The organism is Butyricicoccus sp. OF27-2pH9A (assembly GCF_027693185.1).
In the GTDB taxonomy this organism is placed as follows: domain Bacteria; phylum Bacillota; class Clostridia; order Oscillospirales; family Butyricicoccaceae; genus Agathobaculum; species Agathobaculum butyriciproducens.
Genome location: NZ_JAQEXK010000016.1, coordinates 47,523 through 64,006, shown reverse-complemented (window position 1 = coordinate 64,006; position 16,484 = coordinate 47,523). Strand labels below are relative to the sequence as shown.

At 54.5% G+C, this 16,484-nt stretch carries 16 protein-coding genes, 2 tRNA genes and 1 rRNA gene; 10 read left to right on the top strand and 9 right to left on the bottom strand.

The features are described from left to right. Window positions 1-126 precede the first annotated feature (126 nt). The 6 genes from PG722_RS11575 (at window position 127) to PG722_RS11550 (ending at window position 4,390) form a co-directional block, all read left to right on the top strand. Window positions 127-202, top strand: a tRNA-Lys gene (locus PG722_RS11575). Window positions 203-269: 67 nt separating this feature from the next. Next, a tRNA-Glu gene (locus tag PG722_RS11570) sits at window positions 270-344 on the top strand. A gap of 137 nt (window positions 345-481) precedes the next feature. Then, window positions 482-598: ribosomal RNA gene (gene rrf / locus PG722_RS11565) — 5S ribosomal RNA — on the top strand. Window positions 599-725: 127 nt separating this feature from the next. Further along, window positions 726-2,249 (top strand): DUF1538 domain-containing protein, encoded by a 1,524-nt coding sequence (locus PG722_RS11560; protein WP_270580629.1) that lies wholly within the window; start codon window positions 726-728, stop codon window positions 2,247-2,249. Further along, on the top strand, window positions 2,242-2,946 hold the full coding sequence (locus PG722_RS11555; protein WP_270580628.1) for a hypothetical protein: 705 nt from the start codon (window positions 2,242-2,244) through the stop codon (window positions 2,944-2,946). Before PG722_RS11560 ends, PG722_RS11555 begins: the two co-directional genes overlap by 8 nt. Before the next feature lie 259 nt (window positions 2,947-3,205). Beyond that, the gene (locus tag PG722_RS11550; protein WP_270580627.1) at window positions 3,206-4,390 is read left to right on the top strand and encodes a pyridoxal phosphate-dependent aminotransferase; all 1,185 of its coding nucleotides are present in this window, start codon (window positions 3,206-3,208) and stop codon (window positions 4,388-4,390) included. Between the two features lie 443 nt (window positions 4,391-4,833). Here PG722_RS11550 and PG722_RS11545 read toward each other — a convergent pair whose 3' ends face one another. After that, on the bottom strand, window positions 4,834-5,004 hold the full coding sequence (locus PG722_RS11545) for a hypothetical protein (RefSeq protein ID WP_158574468.1): 171 nt from the start codon (window positions 5,002-5,004) through the stop codon (window positions 4,834-4,836). A gap of 136 nt (window positions 5,005-5,140) precedes the next feature. Here PG722_RS11545 and PG722_RS11540 point away from each other — a divergent pair, with 136 nt between their 5' ends. From PG722_RS11540 to PG722_RS11525, 4 genes are read left to right on the top strand one after another with little or no spacing between them, the layout of a single operon-like run. After that, window positions 5,141-6,052 carry a DMT family transporter gene (locus tag PG722_RS11540; RefSeq protein WP_270580626.1) on the top strand — a complete coding sequence of 304 codons (912 nt, stop codon included), beginning with the start codon at window positions 5,141-5,143 and terminating at the stop codon, window positions 6,050-6,052. A 38-nt stretch (window positions 6,053-6,090) separates the two neighbouring features. Continuing rightward, a complete protein-coding gene (locus PG722_RS11535; protein WP_270580625.1) occupies window positions 6,091-7,467 on the top strand; it encodes an MBOAT family O-acyltransferase in 1,377 nt (458 codons plus the stop codon). 8 nt (window positions 7,468-7,475) lie between these two features. Then, the gene (locus PG722_RS11530; protein WP_270580624.1) at window positions 7,476-8,543 is read left to right on the top strand and encodes an alginate O-acetyltransferase AlgX-related protein; all 1,068 of its coding nucleotides are present in this window, start codon (window positions 7,476-7,478) and stop codon (window positions 8,541-8,543) included. A 50-nt stretch (window positions 8,544-8,593) separates the two neighbouring features. After that, window positions 8,594-9,220, top strand: coding sequence for a hypothetical protein (locus PG722_RS11525; protein WP_270580623.1), 627 nt, complete (start codon window positions 8,594-8,596; stop codon window positions 9,218-9,220). A gap of 144 nt (window positions 9,221-9,364) precedes the next feature. On the opposite strand, the gene PG722_RS11520 is transcribed toward PG722_RS11525, so the two are convergent. From PG722_RS11520 to PG722_RS11485, 8 genes are all read right to left on the bottom strand, one after another. Further along, the gene (locus tag PG722_RS11520) at window positions 9,365-9,946 is read right to left on the bottom strand and encodes a sugar O-acetyltransferase (RefSeq protein ID WP_119190242.1); all 582 of its coding nucleotides are present in this window, start codon (window positions 9,944-9,946) and stop codon (window positions 9,365-9,367) included. Between the two features lie 15 nt (window positions 9,947-9,961). Next, window positions 9,962-10,135, bottom strand: coding sequence for a DUF6472 family protein (locus PG722_RS11515; protein ID WP_165815537.1), 174 nt, complete (start codon window positions 10,133-10,135; stop codon window positions 9,962-9,964). Beyond that, window positions 10,132-10,692, bottom strand: coding sequence for an NAD(P)H-dependent oxidoreductase (locus PG722_RS11510; protein ID WP_270580622.1), 561 nt, complete (start codon window positions 10,690-10,692; stop codon window positions 10,132-10,134). Before PG722_RS11510 ends, PG722_RS11515 begins: the two co-directional genes overlap by 4 nt. 128 nt (window positions 10,693-10,820) lie before the next feature. Then, the gene (locus PG722_RS11505; RefSeq protein ID WP_270580621.1) at window positions 10,821-11,420 is read right to left on the bottom strand and encodes a hypothetical protein; all 600 of its coding nucleotides are present in this window, start codon (window positions 11,418-11,420) and stop codon (window positions 10,821-10,823) included. Next, on the bottom strand, window positions 11,413-11,604 hold the full coding sequence (locus PG722_RS11500; RefSeq protein ID WP_158578385.1) for an RNA polymerase sigma factor: 192 nt from the start codon (window positions 11,602-11,604) through the stop codon (window positions 11,413-11,415). Before PG722_RS11500 ends, PG722_RS11505 begins: the two co-directional genes overlap by 8 nt. 435 nt (window positions 11,605-12,039) lie before the next feature. Next, window positions 12,040-12,912, bottom strand: a complete 873-nt coding sequence (locus PG722_RS11495) for a sugar phosphate isomerase/epimerase family protein (protein WP_270580620.1) — start codon at window positions 12,910-12,912, stop codon at window positions 12,040-12,042. A gap of 137 nt (window positions 12,913-13,049) precedes the next feature. Continuing rightward, window positions 13,050-14,066, bottom strand: coding sequence for a Gfo/Idh/MocA family protein (locus PG722_RS11490; protein WP_270580619.1), 1,017 nt, complete (start codon window positions 14,064-14,066; stop codon window positions 13,050-13,052). Between the two features lie 311 nt (window positions 14,067-14,377). Further along, window positions 14,378-16,039, bottom strand: a complete 1,662-nt coding sequence (locus PG722_RS11485; protein ID WP_270580618.1) for a solute:sodium symporter family transporter — start codon at window positions 16,037-16,039, stop codon at window positions 14,378-14,380. Window positions 16,040-16,484: the final 445 nt, after the last annotated feature.

The window sequence follows — 16,484 nt, the reverse complement described above, 5'->3', positions numbered from 1 at the left end:
AGGATTGTTCAGTTTTGAGGGTGTAAAGAATTAAATTACACTTTCAGATTGTGAATGAGAAAGTAAAGCACACGAAGTGTGCAGGTAAAGTTTTCTTTGCATACTTTCTTGTACACAAGAAAGTATGCACCATTAGCTCAGTTGGTAGAGCAACTGACTCTTAATCAGTGGGTCCACGGTTCGAGCCCGTGATGGTGTACCAGATTCGGTGCGCTGTGGGTTCGAGAGAGTCCACAGCGAAACCGAGATACCGGAAGTCTAACTGTTATGGCCCGTTGGTCAAGCGGCTAAGACAGCGGCCTCTCACGCCGCAAACGGGAGTTCGATTCTCCCACGGGTCACCAATCTTTTATAACAGTGCTGACGGTATAACAAAGTAGCAAACATAGTAATATGTTTCTAAATAAGGTTTCTTTTGAACAAGAGCGCGTAAGCGCAGGTAAAGTTTTCATTGCTTACTTTCTTGTTCACAAGAAAGTAAGTGCGTGATTATTGTGACGAGGGTACACCTGTTCCCATTCCGAACACAGTAGTTAAGCTCGTTTACGGTGACAATACTTGGCTGGTGACGGCCCGGGAAGATAACTCATCGCGCACACCGAACACCGACTCGAAAGAGTCGGTGTTTTGTTTTCGTTAAGAAGTCCCTGTTCACTGGAATTCACCTCTCCTTGCATGATATAATAGCCTAAATTGGTATTTTATCGCGAAGCAGGGGGTCGAGAATGAACAAAATTCTGAAAGAAAAAATCAGCGAGTCGGTGTCGTCTGTCCTGCCGATCACGATCATCGTGCTGCTGCTCAGTGTGACGATCACACCGATGCCGGTCGGCACAATGGTGCTGTTTTTGACCGGTGCGGCGCTGCTTATCGTCGGTATGGCATTGTTTTCACTCGGCACGGACGTATCTATGACGCCTATGGGCGAGGGTATCGGCGCACAGCTGCCGCGCACGAAAAATCTGTTCATCGTGATACTCATTACGCTCATCATCGGCATACTTATCACGATCGCGGAGCCGGATCTGCAGGTTCTGGCCGGTCAGGTGCCGTCCATTCCAAACAATGTGCTGATCTGGACGGTCGCGGTCGGCGTCGGTCTGTTTTTCGTGCTGGCTATGCTGCGTACGCTGTTCAAGATTCGTCTGTCGCTGCTGCTCATTGTGTTTTACGCGGTGGTGTTTATCCTGTCGGCTTTCGTGCCGAACGAGTTCGTTTCTGTGGCGTTTGACTCGGGCGGCGTGACCACCGGACCGGTCACCGTACCGTTCATCATGGCGCTCGGTGTCGGTTTAGCCTCTATCCGAGGCGATAGCGGCGCACAGGAGGACAGCTTTGGTCTGGTTGCGCTGTGCAGCATCGGGCCGGTACTGGCGGTGCTGCTGCTTGGTATTTTCTATCCAACAAACGGTGCAGGCTACACGGCAGTGACTGTGCCGGATGTGGAGGATACCCGTCAGGCAGCACACACATTTGTGGTGGAGCTGCCCGCGTACATACACGAGGTTTTGTCCGCACTGGTGCCAATCATCCTGTTCTGCGCGGTATTTCAGCTGATTTTCCGCAGATTCCATGCCATGCAGCTGCGCAAGATCGGCGTGGGCTTTGTGTACACATTTACCGGATTGTCGCTGTTTTTGACCGGTGTAAACGTCGGATTTATGCCCGTGGGACATTATCTTGGACAGCAGCTGGCGCTGAGCGGACGTGAATGGGTGCTGGTGCCGCTCGGCATGCTTATCGGCTATTTTCTGGTAACTGCGGAGCCGGCCGTGCATGTGCTCAATCGACAGGTCGAGTCCATCACAAACGGCGGCATCTCGCAGAGAGCGATGATGCTCAGCCTGTCCATCGGCGTGGCCTGCTCGGTCGGCATGGCTATGCTGCGCGTATTGACAGGCATTTCAATCTATTATATACTGGTGCCGGGTTATCTTGCCGCACTGGGACTGACTTTCTGCGTGCCGAAAATTTTCACCGGCATCGCATTTGACTCGGGCGGCGTTGCATCCGGTCCGATGACGACCACATTCCTGCTGCCGTTCGCCATGGGCGCGTGTGAAGCGCTCGACGGCAACGTGATGACTGACGCCTTCGGTATTGTAGCTATGGTAGCCATGACCCCGCTGCTTACCATTCAGGTGCTGGGTCTCATCTATAAAAAGAAACAGAACAGCGAGGATGCGTCCGATGTTTCCGCAGAGGATGAGGACAGCATCATCGTTTTGGAGGGAGCAGAGCATGAGTGAAAACCGACCGCAGATGACAGTGCAGAGCGCGGTAGAGGTCGTGGCGGCCGTTGTTGACGTGGAGCAGGGCGAAAAGGTGCTGCGTATCTATCGTGAGGAACAGGCACCGGTGGACTTTGTGTGCATGGCACACGGCACGGCGCGCACGGAAATGCTCGACCTGCTCGGTATCGGTGAAACGGCAAAGGCCATTGTGATGTGCATGGTCAGCCGTCAGACCGGCGTTCGCCTGATCAAAAGGCTCGGACGTGAGCTGGAAATGCGGTATCCCGGACGCGGAATCGCGTTTACCATTCCGATTACAGGCATTGGTCTGCGGTGGCATAAGCTGCTGACCGCTGCAGACGAGGAGCAAAAGGAGGTCAGCAGGATGCACGAGACAGAGAAGAACAACGGTTTTGACGTTGTAGCAGTTGTGATGGAGCGCGGCTATACCAACGTGGCGATGGATGCGGCGCGAAAGGCCGGTGCGCGCGGCGGCACGGTCATTTCCGCGCGCGGTATTGCGGAAAATGAGGTCAAGCGGTTTTTCGGTATTGAAATTCAGGCCGAAAAGGAAATCGTGTTCCTCGTGGTGCGAAGCGATGAGAAACAGCAGGTTATGACGGCGCTGATGCAGGCGGTCGGGATGAAGACCCGCAGCCACGGTATTGTGCTGTCGATGCCGCTTTCGGCAGCTATCGGACTGGCGGATTGATAATTGGAAATGGAGAATGGAAAATGAACGTCTGACGTTTGCTTTCTGTTCTCCGTTTTTTATTGTGTTATTTGGCAGGAAACGGCGGGAACCATCCCGCTCTGCACAATTCATCCCGCAGGGGAGCACAGCGTGCTCTCTCACAACATAAAAGAAAGCGCTCCACTCCGCACTCTCCACTCTTCACTCTGATAAAATAGTATGGTATAATAAGGGCAGTAATTTTCGCAGGGAGAACCCCTGACAGGAGTAGATAACCATGATAAATGAGCACATGATGGATTTAGGCAGCCGCCGTTCGACGATCCGCGAGCTGTTCGAGTACGGGAACAGCCGTGCGGCAATCGTTGGCCGCGAGAACGTATTCGATTTCTCGATCGGCAACCCGAACGTACCCGCCCCGGAGGCGGTTCGTCAGGCGATTTACGTCGAGGCGGCAGGTGATCCGGTTGCACTGCACGGCTATACCTCGGCACAGGGTGCCGCAGATGTGCGAGGCGCACTGGCGGACAGCCTTAACAAGCGTTTCGGCACAGACTACACCGGCGACAGCCTGTATCTGACTGCAGGCGCGGCAGCCGCACTCTCTTGTGCGTTCAAGGCGATCGTCTGTGAGGGTGACGAGATTATTGTGTTTGCGCCGTATTTCCCGGAATATAAAATGTTCATCGAAAGCGGTGCCGGTGCCAAGTGCGTCATTGTGCCGCCGTCTATCGCGGATTTTCAGATTGACTTCGGTGCGCTCGAACAGTGCCTGAATGAGCACACCAAGGCGGTCGTTGTTAACTCGCCGAACAATCCGTCCGGTGCAGTGTACTCCGAGCAGACCATCAAGCGCCTTGCCGACATGCTGCGCGGCAAGGAGAAGGAATACGGTCACCCGATTTACCTCATTTCGGACGAGCCGTACCGTGAGATCGTATATGATGGCGTGCAGGTGCCGTTCGTGCCGCATTTCTACGACGATACCATTATCTGCTACTCGTACTCCAAGTCGCTGTCGCTGCCGGGTGAGCGTATCGGCTATGTGCTCGTGCCGCCGGCAGCCGCCGACAGCAGAGAACTGTATGCCGCTGTCTGCGGTGCAGGACGCGCACTCGGTTATGTTTGTGCGCCGAGTATGTTCCAGCGCGTAGCGGCACGCTGTGCCGACCAGACCAGCGATATTGCGGTCTACCAGACCAACCGCGACCTGCTCTTTAACGGTCTGACCTCGATGGGGTATCACTGTGTCAAGCCGGACGGCGCGTTTTATCTGTTCCCGCAGACGCTCGAGGCGGATGACCGCGCCTTCAGTGAACGCGCAAAGAAATATGACCTGTTGGTCGTTCCGGGTGCGGATTTTGGTGCCCCCGGTCATATGCGAATTTCTTACTGTGTGAAAACCGAGACCATTGAGCGTGCGCTGCCGCTGTTTGAACGACTGGCGAAGGAGTATCGCTGATTTATTGTGTAAAGTTCACAAGTAGTTTCGGTTAATTATGTATAAGGTGTCAAGCGGCGCTGTGCAAACTGTACAAAACAATTATGGTTGAGTTGTGATATATTCATAAAAACTTGCTCTTGTATTCTTTTCAGGGAAAGTGTATTATAATACCAGAGATCAGGAAAGGATCTCAAAAATACAATCACCTGAACCACTGAAAAGGAGTGCAAAGATTATGGGTATGAGAAGTTTCTTTAATGGACTGGTAAACGCTCGTATGGTAGAACTGGAGAGTGAACACGTTTCCGCTAAGACCATGCACCGCAATGCTCGTCGCGGCAAGTAATTGCTGAAAAAATAAAGACGAGGGGCAGAAACCGTACATGACAACTGAAGACAGTATGTGAAAGACCTTCCGAGGAGCGTTTCGGAAGGTCTTTTTCTGTGCCGCGGAGAAAATCTCATCCGGTCGGATGCTCCTGTGCGAACTCGGTCTGGCGGCGGAAGAACGCGGCGCGTTCCTCGAGCGTGGACGGCCGGATGCTGTGTTTGCCGCAATCCGGACAGACGTGGGTTTCAGCGCTGCCGAAGAAGATAAAGTGGCAGCATTTGGTGTCGCAAGTGTAGATCATGGCTTCACCTCTCTTTTTTACTGAGGACAGTGTACCACAGAGAAAGTCCGATAAAACTCCCTTTCTTGCAGGAGAGCAGGGAAGTATGGTATACTGATAGCAGCAATCATAAAAATTTTTGTCTGGGAGTATCAAAATGGGGGAACAAAAACGCAGTCTGTTACGTCAATTATATTTACCGGCGATTTTATGCACCGCTCTCTGGGGCAGTGCGGCGCCGTGCGTCAAGCGCGGGTACGAACTGTTCGCTGTCTCGGCTGACGCGCCGTTTTCGCAGCTTGTATTTGCCGGCTGGCGGTTTGCGCTGGCGGGAATGCTTGTGCTGCTCGTGACTGGGCTGAAAGGGCACCGAATCGTGCCCAAACGGGATGAAATCAAGCCGATTCTGGCAATCAGTCTGTTTCAGAGCATGCTGCAGTATGTGTGCTACTACATCGGTCTGAGCGGCACGACCGGCACTAAAGGCTCGGTGCTCTCCGGCACGCAGACGTTTTTCGCGCTGCTGTTGGCGCATTGCCTGCTGCCGAATGACAAGCTCAACCGACGGAAAACGCTTGGCTGCATCTGCGGCTTTGCGGGCGTGCTCGCGCTCGGACTGGGCGGACTGAACGGCTTCAACCTCACCGGTGACGGTCTGGTGCTGCTGAGCGCGGTATCGGCGGGCGCGGGCGCGCTTGTTTCGCGCATTTACACGCCCGGCCGTGATCCCATGCTGCTGACCGGATGGCAGCTGCTCATCGGCGGCTGTTTTCTGCTGGGTGTCGGCACGGCTGGCGGAGGCGCACTCGGTCGGGTGACGCTCGGCGGCGTGTTGCTGCTCGGCTACATGATCGCGCTGTCTGCGGCCGCGTTTACCATCTGGACGGCGCTTTTGGGTAAATTTCCGGTCGGAAAGGTCAGCCTGTTCGGCTTCCTGATTCCGGTGTTCGGCACGCTGTTCTCCGCGCTCGTGCTCGGCGAGAATATCTTCACCGCACGCAATCTGGCGGCGCTCGTGCTGGTCAGCGGAGGTATTGCGGTCGCAAACTCTGCAAGTACGAAAAAATAACACCGCAGACGGAATTGCGGTGCATAAAGGGTTAATCTATGGTATTTAGTTCTGCAATTTCGCTGTTTTTCTTTGTGCCGATCGTGTTTCTGCTCGATCGCAGGCTGTCGAACGTGGATGCGAAAAACACCTGGCTGCTCCTCGCAAGTCTGGTGTTCTACTCGTTCGGACAGGTGTATTATCTGCCGCTGCTGCTCGCATCGGTGGCGCTCAACTACGTCTGCGGACGGTTGGCCGCAGGAAAGTACGCCAAACTCGGCGTCACGCTTGCTGTCCTCGGCGGAATAGGGCTGCTCGCCGTGTTCAAGTACGCGGATTTTGCTATCCGCACACTGAACGCACTGTGCGGGCTGAGTCTGCCGCTGACCGGCATTGCGCTGCCCATCGGCATCTCGTTCTTCACCTTTCAGGGACTTTCCTACGTCATCGACGTGTACCGTGAGCCACAAACGGTCTCTCACTCGTTCAAGAAGGTGCTGCTGTACATCGCGTTTTTCCCGCAGCTGATCGCCGGGCCGATCGTCAAATACCACGATATCGAGCAGGAAATCGACAGCCGCCGCACCACTCCGCAGGAGACCGCGCTTGGCATCCGCCGGTTTATCTGCGGTCTGAGCAAAAAGCTGCTGCTGTCGAACGCGCTCGGTCAGATGGCGGACACTGTGTTCGCGCTGCCTGCCGGAGAGATCGGCATGCTGGCAGGATGGACGGGCGCCATTTGCTACACGCTGCAGATCTACTTCGATTTTTCCGGCTACAGCGATATGGCCATCGGTCTCGGACGCATGTTTGGCTTCCATTTCCGCGAAAACTTCAATTATCCTTACATCGCGACCACCATCAAGGAGTTCTGGCGCCGCTGGCACATTTCGTTGTCCGGCTGGTTCCGCGACTATCTGTATATTCCTCTCGGCGGCAACCGAAAGGGGAATGCGCGGACGTGGCTCAACCGTTTTCTCGTATTTTTCGCAACCGGACTGTGGCACGGCGCAAGCTGGACGTTCGTCCTCTGGGGACTGTGGCACGGCTTGTTTTCCGTGCTTGAGGACTGCGGTGCGATTCCGGTAGACAAGCTCAAGGGAAAACGAATCGGACAGCTGTACACGCTGCTCGTGGTCGTGCTCGGCTTTACGCTGTTTCGTGCGGACACGTTGGCGCAGGCCGGCGCCATGTATGCCGCGATGTTCTCCGGCATTGGTCTGCACTGGCTGGGCACGGCGGCTGTCTGGGCAAAATTTACACCTGCGTTTGCACTGACGCTGTGTCTTGCGCTGCTCCTGTGCACGCCTGTGGCCCGTGAGCATACGCCGAAACGCGAGAACGTGACGTTCATCGGCTCTCTGGGTTTGCTGCTGCTGTGCATGATGTACCTTGCGGCAGGCTCGTTTAATCCGTTCATTTACTTCCGATTTTGAGGTGAAATATGAAATATAAATGGTTTACAGCGGCGTTTTTGTCGCTGTGCCTGATCCCGGCGGCGGGTATGCTCGTGCTGCCCGAGCAGCAGGCGGCAGGCAATGAGCATCTCACGCCCAAGCCGAGCCTGTGGAACGCGCAGACCGGCTGGAACGCAGAGTTTCTCGGTGACCTGACTGATTATGTTGCTGACCATTTCGGCTTCCGGCAGGAGCTTGTCACCGCGAACGCCGCCCTGCAGACCAGGCTGCTGTGCACCTCGCCTGCTGAGGATGTCATTTATGGTACGGACGGCTGGCTGTACTACGCGAAAACGCTCGATGATTATCAGAATCACGCAACGCTGACCGAGAGTGAGGCGCAGCAGCTGGCGCAGACGGTAAAATCCATGCAGGACTACTGCGAAAGCCGCGGCGCGCGCTTTCTGTTCACGATTGCGCCGAATAAAAGCTCGCTTTACCCGGAGCACATGCCTGCGCGCTACCTGACCGAGGACGCGGACGGCAACTACGAACGCGTGCTGCCGTATCTCGAGCAGGAGGGCGTGAACTATGCCGACCTGTTCTCCGTGTTCCGCGCACACGCAAACGTGCTGTATTACAAGACCGACTCGCACTGGACGAACCGGGGTGCCGCGCTCGCACACGATTATCTGATGAGCACGCTCGGTCTGCCGCATACGGAATTTACGGATGAGGAATATACGACCGAGCGGAGCCACAGCGGCGATCTTTACCAAATGCTGTACCCGAAAGGCACGCAAAAGGAGGAAACGCAGGTGTATCATACCTCGTTTTCGTATGTGAACCCGCCGCGCTCGGACGAGGATATCCTCATGCAGACCACACAGGAGAATGCGCCGAACGGTCGGCTGCTGCTGTGCCGCGATTCGTTCGGCAATGCGCTGCATCCGTTTCTCGCGGAGGATTTCCGTGAGGCGATCATCACCCGGCAGATGCCGTATCCGCTGGAGCAGGTGCAGGAGGGCGATACGGTCATCATCGAGATCGTTGAGCGAAATCTGCCGAATATACTAAAATATTCACCGGATTTGGGGAACAAAACCGAACCGTAATCCGTCTAATCAGTAGCTGCAAGTGAAATAAACAATATGGAGGAAATTCTATGAAAAAGCTGACAGCCATGCTGCTGGCACTAACGCTCTGCTTTGGTCTTGCTGCGTGCGGCGGCAACACCGCACAGGACGATACCAAGGACGAGAGCCAGACCGTCCAGACCGGCAAAACGGAGGATAAGAAGGACGAAGCGAAGACCGAGGAGAAATCCGACGAGACCAAGACCGAGGACGCAAAGACCGAGACTAAGACTGACGATAAGACCTCGACCGACAGCAAAACCGAGGATAAAACCAACGAAACCAAGCCGGTGACGAGCAGCACGAACACCACGACCGCAAAGCCGTCTGCCCCGGCGGGCACGAGCAAGCCGTCTGCCTCGACGAGCAAACCGGCGGCATCTGCTCCGGCAAGCAAGCCGGCACAGAGCAAGCCTGCGGCAAGCGCTCCGGCTGAGACCAAACCCGCAGAACCGGCGAAGCCGACTGCCTCTCAGGCGAGCGGGTACGTCGGCTCGTCCGCATCCGCACTCGAGAGCGCACTCGGCGCACCGACATCCAAGAGCTATTCGCCGAGCTGCATGGGCGAAGGCGAGGACGGCATCTGGACGTATGACGGGTTTACCGTTTATACCTATAAAGAGGGCGGTTCGGAGACTGTCGAAGCGGTTCAATAAATTAGCAGTTAGTAATCGACGATACGGTTTTATGTTTCGCAGGGGAGGCCAGTGGCCTCCCTTTTTCACGTTCTGCAGAGGTAAAATAAAAGGGCAGACCGGTGGTCTGCCCTATGGGAGATAAAATTCCCAATTACTGATTCATCAGAGAATGCGTCTCTGCGGTTTATTCGCTACCTGCTTCACGGCCTTGCACGGCACGCCGATGGCAAGCATACCTGCCGGTACATCCTCCGTCACAACGCTGCCTGCACCGATGACAGCGTTATCGCCGATGGTGACGCCCGGACAAATCTGCACGCCCATGCCAATCCAGACGTTATTGCCGATGGTGACCGGCTTGGCATATTCCAGCCCGGCGTTGCGCTGTGCAACATCGAACGGATGGCCTGCGGTCGAGATACAGCAGTTCGGGCCGATGAACACATGGTCGCCGATGGTGACCGGCGCTGCGTCCAGAATCACAAGGTTATGGTTTGCATAAAATGCACGGCCGACACGCGTATGGCTGCCGTAATCGACAAAAAACGGCGGCTCAATGACGATATCGGGCGCACAGGCACCTAAAATGGTATGCAGAAGGGCGTTTTTCTCCTCCTTCTGGGAGGAACGGAGTGCGTTGTAATCCATGCACAGATCGCTGGTCTGTGCACGCGCTTCGAGCAGTGCGGGGTCGCTGTTGGCATCGTACAGCAGGCCGGAAGCGGCTTTTTCAAGTTCGGTCATCGTCAGGGTTCCTCCTTAATTCTGGTGACGTACCAGTTCATAATCATCGCCGGAGCGGTAGTACGGACAGCTTTTGCCGGTCTGCATCAGGCGGTAAAATTCGTCCTCATCCAGATAGGCTTCGCATACATATTCATCCATTTCATCATCGTAGACGTTGTAGGCGCAGTCGTCACAGGTTCCGGTCATCGGTCAGCGCTCCTTTCAATTTGGTCGATTGCGGATTGCAGAATAGCCTCGGGGTCGTTGCCGCAGATGTCGAGACGCTCCGCATAGATAAGGCGGGTCTCGCGGATACCGAAGTATTCTTTGGCCATAGCGGTCAGATAATCGAAGCTGAACCGCGGGTCGTACGCGCCGCCTGCGGTGGTGATGTAGGTCAGACTGCGGGCGCGGCACAGACCGCACGGCTGCCCGTGGTCGTTGTAGGCGCTGACAATGCCGGTGACATAAATGTTCTCGATATAGGTTTTCAGCTGTGCCGGAAAGCCCAGGTCCCAATAGGGAGCGGCAATGATGATATCGTCGGCATCAGCAAACTGGTGGGCATAATCGAACATCGGGTCGTGCCATTTGCCGCCGGCAATGAGCGATTCGCGGTGAGCAAGCCGTTCATGGTCGAGCGGGACAAGCGGCTGATCGTATATGTTCAGCTCAGTGACGTCGCTTATGCGTGCGAGATAGGCGCGCGCCAGCCGTGCCGTCCGCGACTCTGCCCGCGGACAGGCATTGATGTAGAGTGTCATGGTATCCTTCCTTCTTCTTGTTCCTAACTATATAGTATAGCAGAAAAATGAGGAATTAGGAATTAGTAAATAGAAATTATTGTGAGGATGAAACCCATCCCTGCGGTACAGCTCAATAAATTAGCAGATTATTTTATGCTGTTTACCAGAGCCTGCCAAACTGCGGTATCGAAAGTTTCATCCGCAATAAAGCAGTAGCTATACTGGCTATCCTTCCACTCGGCCGAGGTATAACCTGTCTCGGCATAGAGCAGTGCGTCCGTACCTTCGAGTTTCTCGCCGGAAACGGCATGGTTCATACCTTCGAGCGCGTCCTCGCCCTGCCCCATGCAGTACTTGAGCGTATGACCCTGCGTATCCGCATAGACCACCACGGCCATGCCGAACTGATCGGATGCCGAATCGAACGCATAACCGTCAGGCAAGCTCTGCGGCAGCGCAAGCGGGAAGGAGAGCGCAGCGGCAAGCGCGTCTGTCGTGTCGTAATCCTGCGGCGCAGTGGCGGTGACAGGCGGTTCCTTTCCCTCACCATCCGGATTAGCAGACATGCGGTTTATCTGCATAACAGCTGTGCCGCCGATAATCAGTACCAGACAAGCGGCAGCTGCGCCGTATCTTCTCCAGGCGGACGGTTTGCGCACCGGCGGTTTATCCAGCGCATCATGCAGGCGCTGCTCGAGGTCAGAAGACAGATTGACGTGCTCCATCAAACGGTTGTACTTATTCATCGAAATCATACGCCTCCTTCAGTGTCTCTTTGAGCATACTGCGTCCGCGGTGCAGCAGGGAACGCACGGTGCTCTCTTTCTGTCCGAGAATGCGTGCGATTTCCGCGGCAGAATACCCTTCATGGTAGAACGGATGAATCGGTTCGCGGTACTTGGGCGGCAGAGCACGCACAGCATCCCACACAAAGGCGAGGTTACTGTCTAACTCATCGCACGGATAGCTTTCCTCGAGTGCGTTCGTGTGCTTGAACCACGCCGCATTCAGCTTGTTTTTGCTCAGGTTGATGGCAACACGGAGCAGGGAATCAGTGAGACAGAGGTCGCGGCGGTAGTCAGCAGCGCCTTATAAAAGATTTAAGAGTGGAGATTTTCTCCACTCTTTCTCTTTTGCGGGTATACAGAAAAAGAGTGGAAAGCTCTTCACTCTCCACTCTTAAGGCAATACCGCATAATTGAACAAGAGTGATTTGCGAGTAAATTTTGCGTACTGACGAGGCGCAGTTTTGCGGTAATACTTGATGTATTACCGTGAAACTGCAACAAAGTCAGGACACAAAATTTCCGCAAAGCATCGCCGCTTTAATTGTGCGGTGTTGCCTTAAATCTTCACTCTGTGAAATCAGTCAGCCCAGTACTTCGCAACATGTGCCTTGGTAACCTCGGCGGCCTTCTTGATGTTCTCCTCGCTGGACAGCTTGTAGTAGTCCGGACGGAACACCTCCATGGTGCAAACGTCGCCTTCAAAGCCGATCTTCTTGAGGGTATCTGCGTAACGCTTGTGGTCGAGGCAGTCGCCCGGCTCGCCCGGCCACAGACGCTTCTCGTCGTTGTTGTAAGCAGCGCCGCACGGCATATTCTCCATGCCGTTCAGGTGCCATACGAAAATCTTCTTGCCGTCAGCCTTCTCAAGAGCAGCCCACTCGGAAGCCATTGCATGGAAGTGGTACTGGTCGAGGGTGATGCCGACGAGCGGATGATCTACCTCGGTAACGATGTCGTAAGCGTACTCGAAGCGGTTGATGGACATGGTCGGTGCGCCGCAGAACTCGATGGACAGCTTGATGCCGTGCGGCTCAACCTTCTTTACCATCTCCTTGAGGACTGCAACAGCATCAGCCTTGATCTCGTCAACGGTAGCCGGAACGGTCAGATCCATGGACGGTACGACAACGATCATCTTGCAGCCCAGCTTGTTGCAGTCTGCGATGATCTGGTCGAGCTTTGCCATAACGGCGTCCTTTTCCTCCTGTGTCTGCTTCATGTTGAAGAAGATCAGAGCGTTGTAGGACAGCATCTTCAGGTGATGCTTCGGGTCAGCGAACCATGCGCCGAGATCATCGATGGTGTACTTGCCGGCAGCGATCTCGCGGTCGAGGCACTCGGACTGGATGTCGATGTAGTCAAAGCCGTACTTCTCGCACAGGTCGAGGTCTTCAAGTACGGAGTGGTTTTCGCAGAAACGGTTGCAGCCTTCGTTAAAACCGATTTTCATAGCAGTAACTCCTTTTAACGTATCAGTTTCGCGTTGTAAAACGCGGTATAGTGGTTAAGGTGATATGCAAGGGCAGTAAAGCAGGAAGCTCTGCCACCCTTGCGAGCGAGTAGCAATGAATAGAAAATGTGAGTGGATTACTTCTTGTAGAAGTTCGGGGTGCCGCCGGTAACAACCTTCTCCGGCACACCGGAGGTCTGGGACTTAACCAGAGCGTCAGCGGTGATGGAAGCAACGTAGCCATCCCAAGCAGAGGAGCCGCCGGTCTCACCCTTGAGTGCGTGGTCAACCCAGTCCTGAATCTCTACATCGTAAGAATCGATGAAGCGCAGGATCCAGTTGTCCTCGATCTTGGTGGAAACCTCGTTAGCGTAGCGAACGGTCGGGAAGGACGGGCACGGCAGGTTTACAACGCCGTTCTCACATACAACCTCGCAGTTGATGTCGTAGCCGAAGCCGCAGTTTACGTTTACCTCGAGCATGTTGATGATGCCGCCCTTGGTCTTCATAATCATGATCTGCGGGTCCTTCAGCGCGTTCTTAACCTTGCTGTTGGTCTTCGGCATGATGCACTGAACCTCGTCCCACTCGTCGTTTACCAGCCACGGCAGAACGTCGATCTCGTGGATTGCGGTATCGGTAACAGCCATTGCGGTGGTGTAGTCATCGGCAACGCCGTCTGCACGGTGGGTACACTTGATTACCATCGGGGCACCGAACTTGCCGGAGTCGATCAGCTCCTTGACCTGACGGTAGCCGCGGTCGTAACGGCGCATGAAGCCAACCTGTACGAGGTGCTTGCCGCCGGCCATCTCGGCCTCCACGATCTCCTTGCCGTCAGCAGCGGTGTTAGCCAGCGGCTTCTCGGAGAATACCGGCTTGCCGGCCTTGATAGCTGCCAGAACCGGACCCTTGTGGAACTGACCCGGGGTGGTAACTACAACAGCGTTTACGTCCGGATCGTTGATTGCTTCGTTGAAATCGGTGTAAACCTTGGTGCCGGCGCCGGCGATCTCAGCGCCCTTCTTTGCGCCTTCTTCAAATACGTCGCATACAGCAACGATGCGTGCATTGCGGATGCGGTTCTGGATACGCTCGATGTGTTCACGGCCGATCATGCCGCAGCCGATCAGTGCAATGTTCAGATTTTCCATGATAAATTCCTCCTAAAATGTTGTGTAAAATGGGTGAAAAGGTGGTTTGTGAGAGAGGTCAGCGCAGATTGTTCTGCGTTTACTTTCGTGTTTACTGATGCACGCATCAGTCGGTACTCGGTGTGTGCATTCCTCATTTTTGAGGTCAGGTTGATTATACATCTGCGTTCACGAGAACGCAAGAGGTAATTTCGAAAAATTTGAAAAAATTTTTTGCCGCCCGGCAGCGAGGGACAATCGCCGCCGGACAGCGAGGGATCTGCACCGAAAACGGTGCGAAAGGGAAAGAAAAGGTGTGTGTTGTCTTAAAATCAGGCTGCGATGCCGAGGGGAGAGAACAGGATGTAAATGCCGAGTGCCAGAAGCAGGCCGATGATGGATACAATATGGCGGTACTTCCACGGGGTCAGGTCTACTGCGCCTACGTCGTGGATCTCGTACTCCTCAGCCGGATGATACTTGTTCAGATACCACATGATGAGCAGCTCGATCGGGAACAGAACAGCCATTGCGTACAGATAGTGGATCGGGTTGGAAGAGCCGGGATAGCACGGCTTGATGAGCAGGAACGCACCGTAGCATACAACATGGAACACGGTGATTACCTTCGGCATGTACTTCGGGATGCGCTTGAACATGAAGATGCCGAGGATGGTGCACAGCACCGGCAGGGATACGAACTGACTCATGGAGTTCAGGAAGGTGGTGATGCCGCCGGCGTACATAACGAACGGAGAGATAACAATTGCGATGCAGCCTGCGATGGTGCCGTAGATCTTGCCGACCTTAACACACTTGGTGTCGGAAGCTTTTGGGTTGATGGACGAACGGTACAGGTCCAAGGTGAACATGGTGGATGCGGAGTTCAGTACCGAGTTAAAGGAGGACAGGATCGCGCCGAACATGACAGCGGCGAAGAAGCCCATTACCGGCTTCGGTACGATCTCAGCGATCAGAGCCGGGTAAGCAAAGTCGATAGCGGAGGAACCGGCAGCAGCCAGCTTGTCCTGAATGGACGGCAGGTAGAATGCGATGACGCCCGGGATTACGAGGTACAGAGGGCCGAGGCACTTAAGGAAGCCGCAGAAGATAGCGCCCTTCTGGCCTTCCTTCAGGCTCTTTGCTGCGAGGGAACGCTGTACGAAGGACTGGTTGGTGCACCACCAGTACAGGTTGTTGAAGAACATACCGGTGATGATCAGCGGCCACGGAACTTCCGGTTCCGGTGCATTCCATGCGTTGATGGCGTTCATTTTGGCCGGATCAGCCTCTACCATGTACTTGATGCCGTCCATGATGCCATGACCGCCGGTTGCAGCGGACAGGGCCGCGAAGCCGAGGAACGGGATCATCAGACCGCCGATGATAAGGCCGATGCCGTTGATGGTATCAGAAACCGCAACTGCCTTCAGGCCGCCGAAGATGGCGTAGCAGCCGCCGATGATGCCGATGATGAGGCACAGGATGGCAACAGCCATGAACTTGCTGGTGCCGAGGATGCCGGAGATGTCGAAGATCTGCTCGAAAACGACTGCACCGGAGTACAGGATGACCGGCAGGTTGAGGATGGAGTACATAACAACGATTACCAGCGAGAACATCGTCTTGGTGCCCTTGCCGTAGCGCTCCTCCATCAGGGACGGGATGGTCATGGCGCCCATTTTCAGGTACTTCGGCAGGAAGTAATACGCCAGAACCAGCAGCGTAAACATCGAGCCGACCTCCCATGCGATCGGGCCCATATTGGTTTTCCAGCTTTGACCGTTCAGACCGACGAGCTGCTCGGCGGAGAGGTTGGTCAGCAGCAGAGAACCGGCGATTACCACACCGGGCAATCCGCGACCGGCGAGGAAGTAGCCCTCAGCTGTGTCGAGCTGCTCATCGCGGGTTTTCCAAGCGGAAATGACCGCAACAAGCACCGTGAACAGCAGGAAGGAGATGCCTGTCCAGGCGAGTGAGGAGAAGAATGACATTGTGTTACCCCCTATAAGTAAGATATAGTCTGTGGCGTTCTCGTGAACGCACTTTTTGAAAAATAATTCCCCGTCGAAAATGCACTTGAATCATGGGTGATGTTCACTGCGTTTTCAGGGGATTTATTTCGTTGTCTATAGGTTAGCACGATATCCTGCGCGTTTCAAGTCTTAAGAATGATATTCTGAATGATTCGGTGAACGCAACAAAAACACGGATGGTTTTTTGTGCGAAAGGACATTTATTTTCGTGAGCATGCGTGCAAAGGCGTGCACTATATTGGTAAAACTGCACGAAAAATAGACGATTTGTTTGTAAATAAGCCGTACAAAAACGGAAACGTGTAAATTTAAGCGGGGATACACGCAAAAAATAGTTGCAAGATGCGTGCAGTGTGCTATACTGTAAATAAAGAAAAAAGAATGTGGTGAGGCAACACCGCAC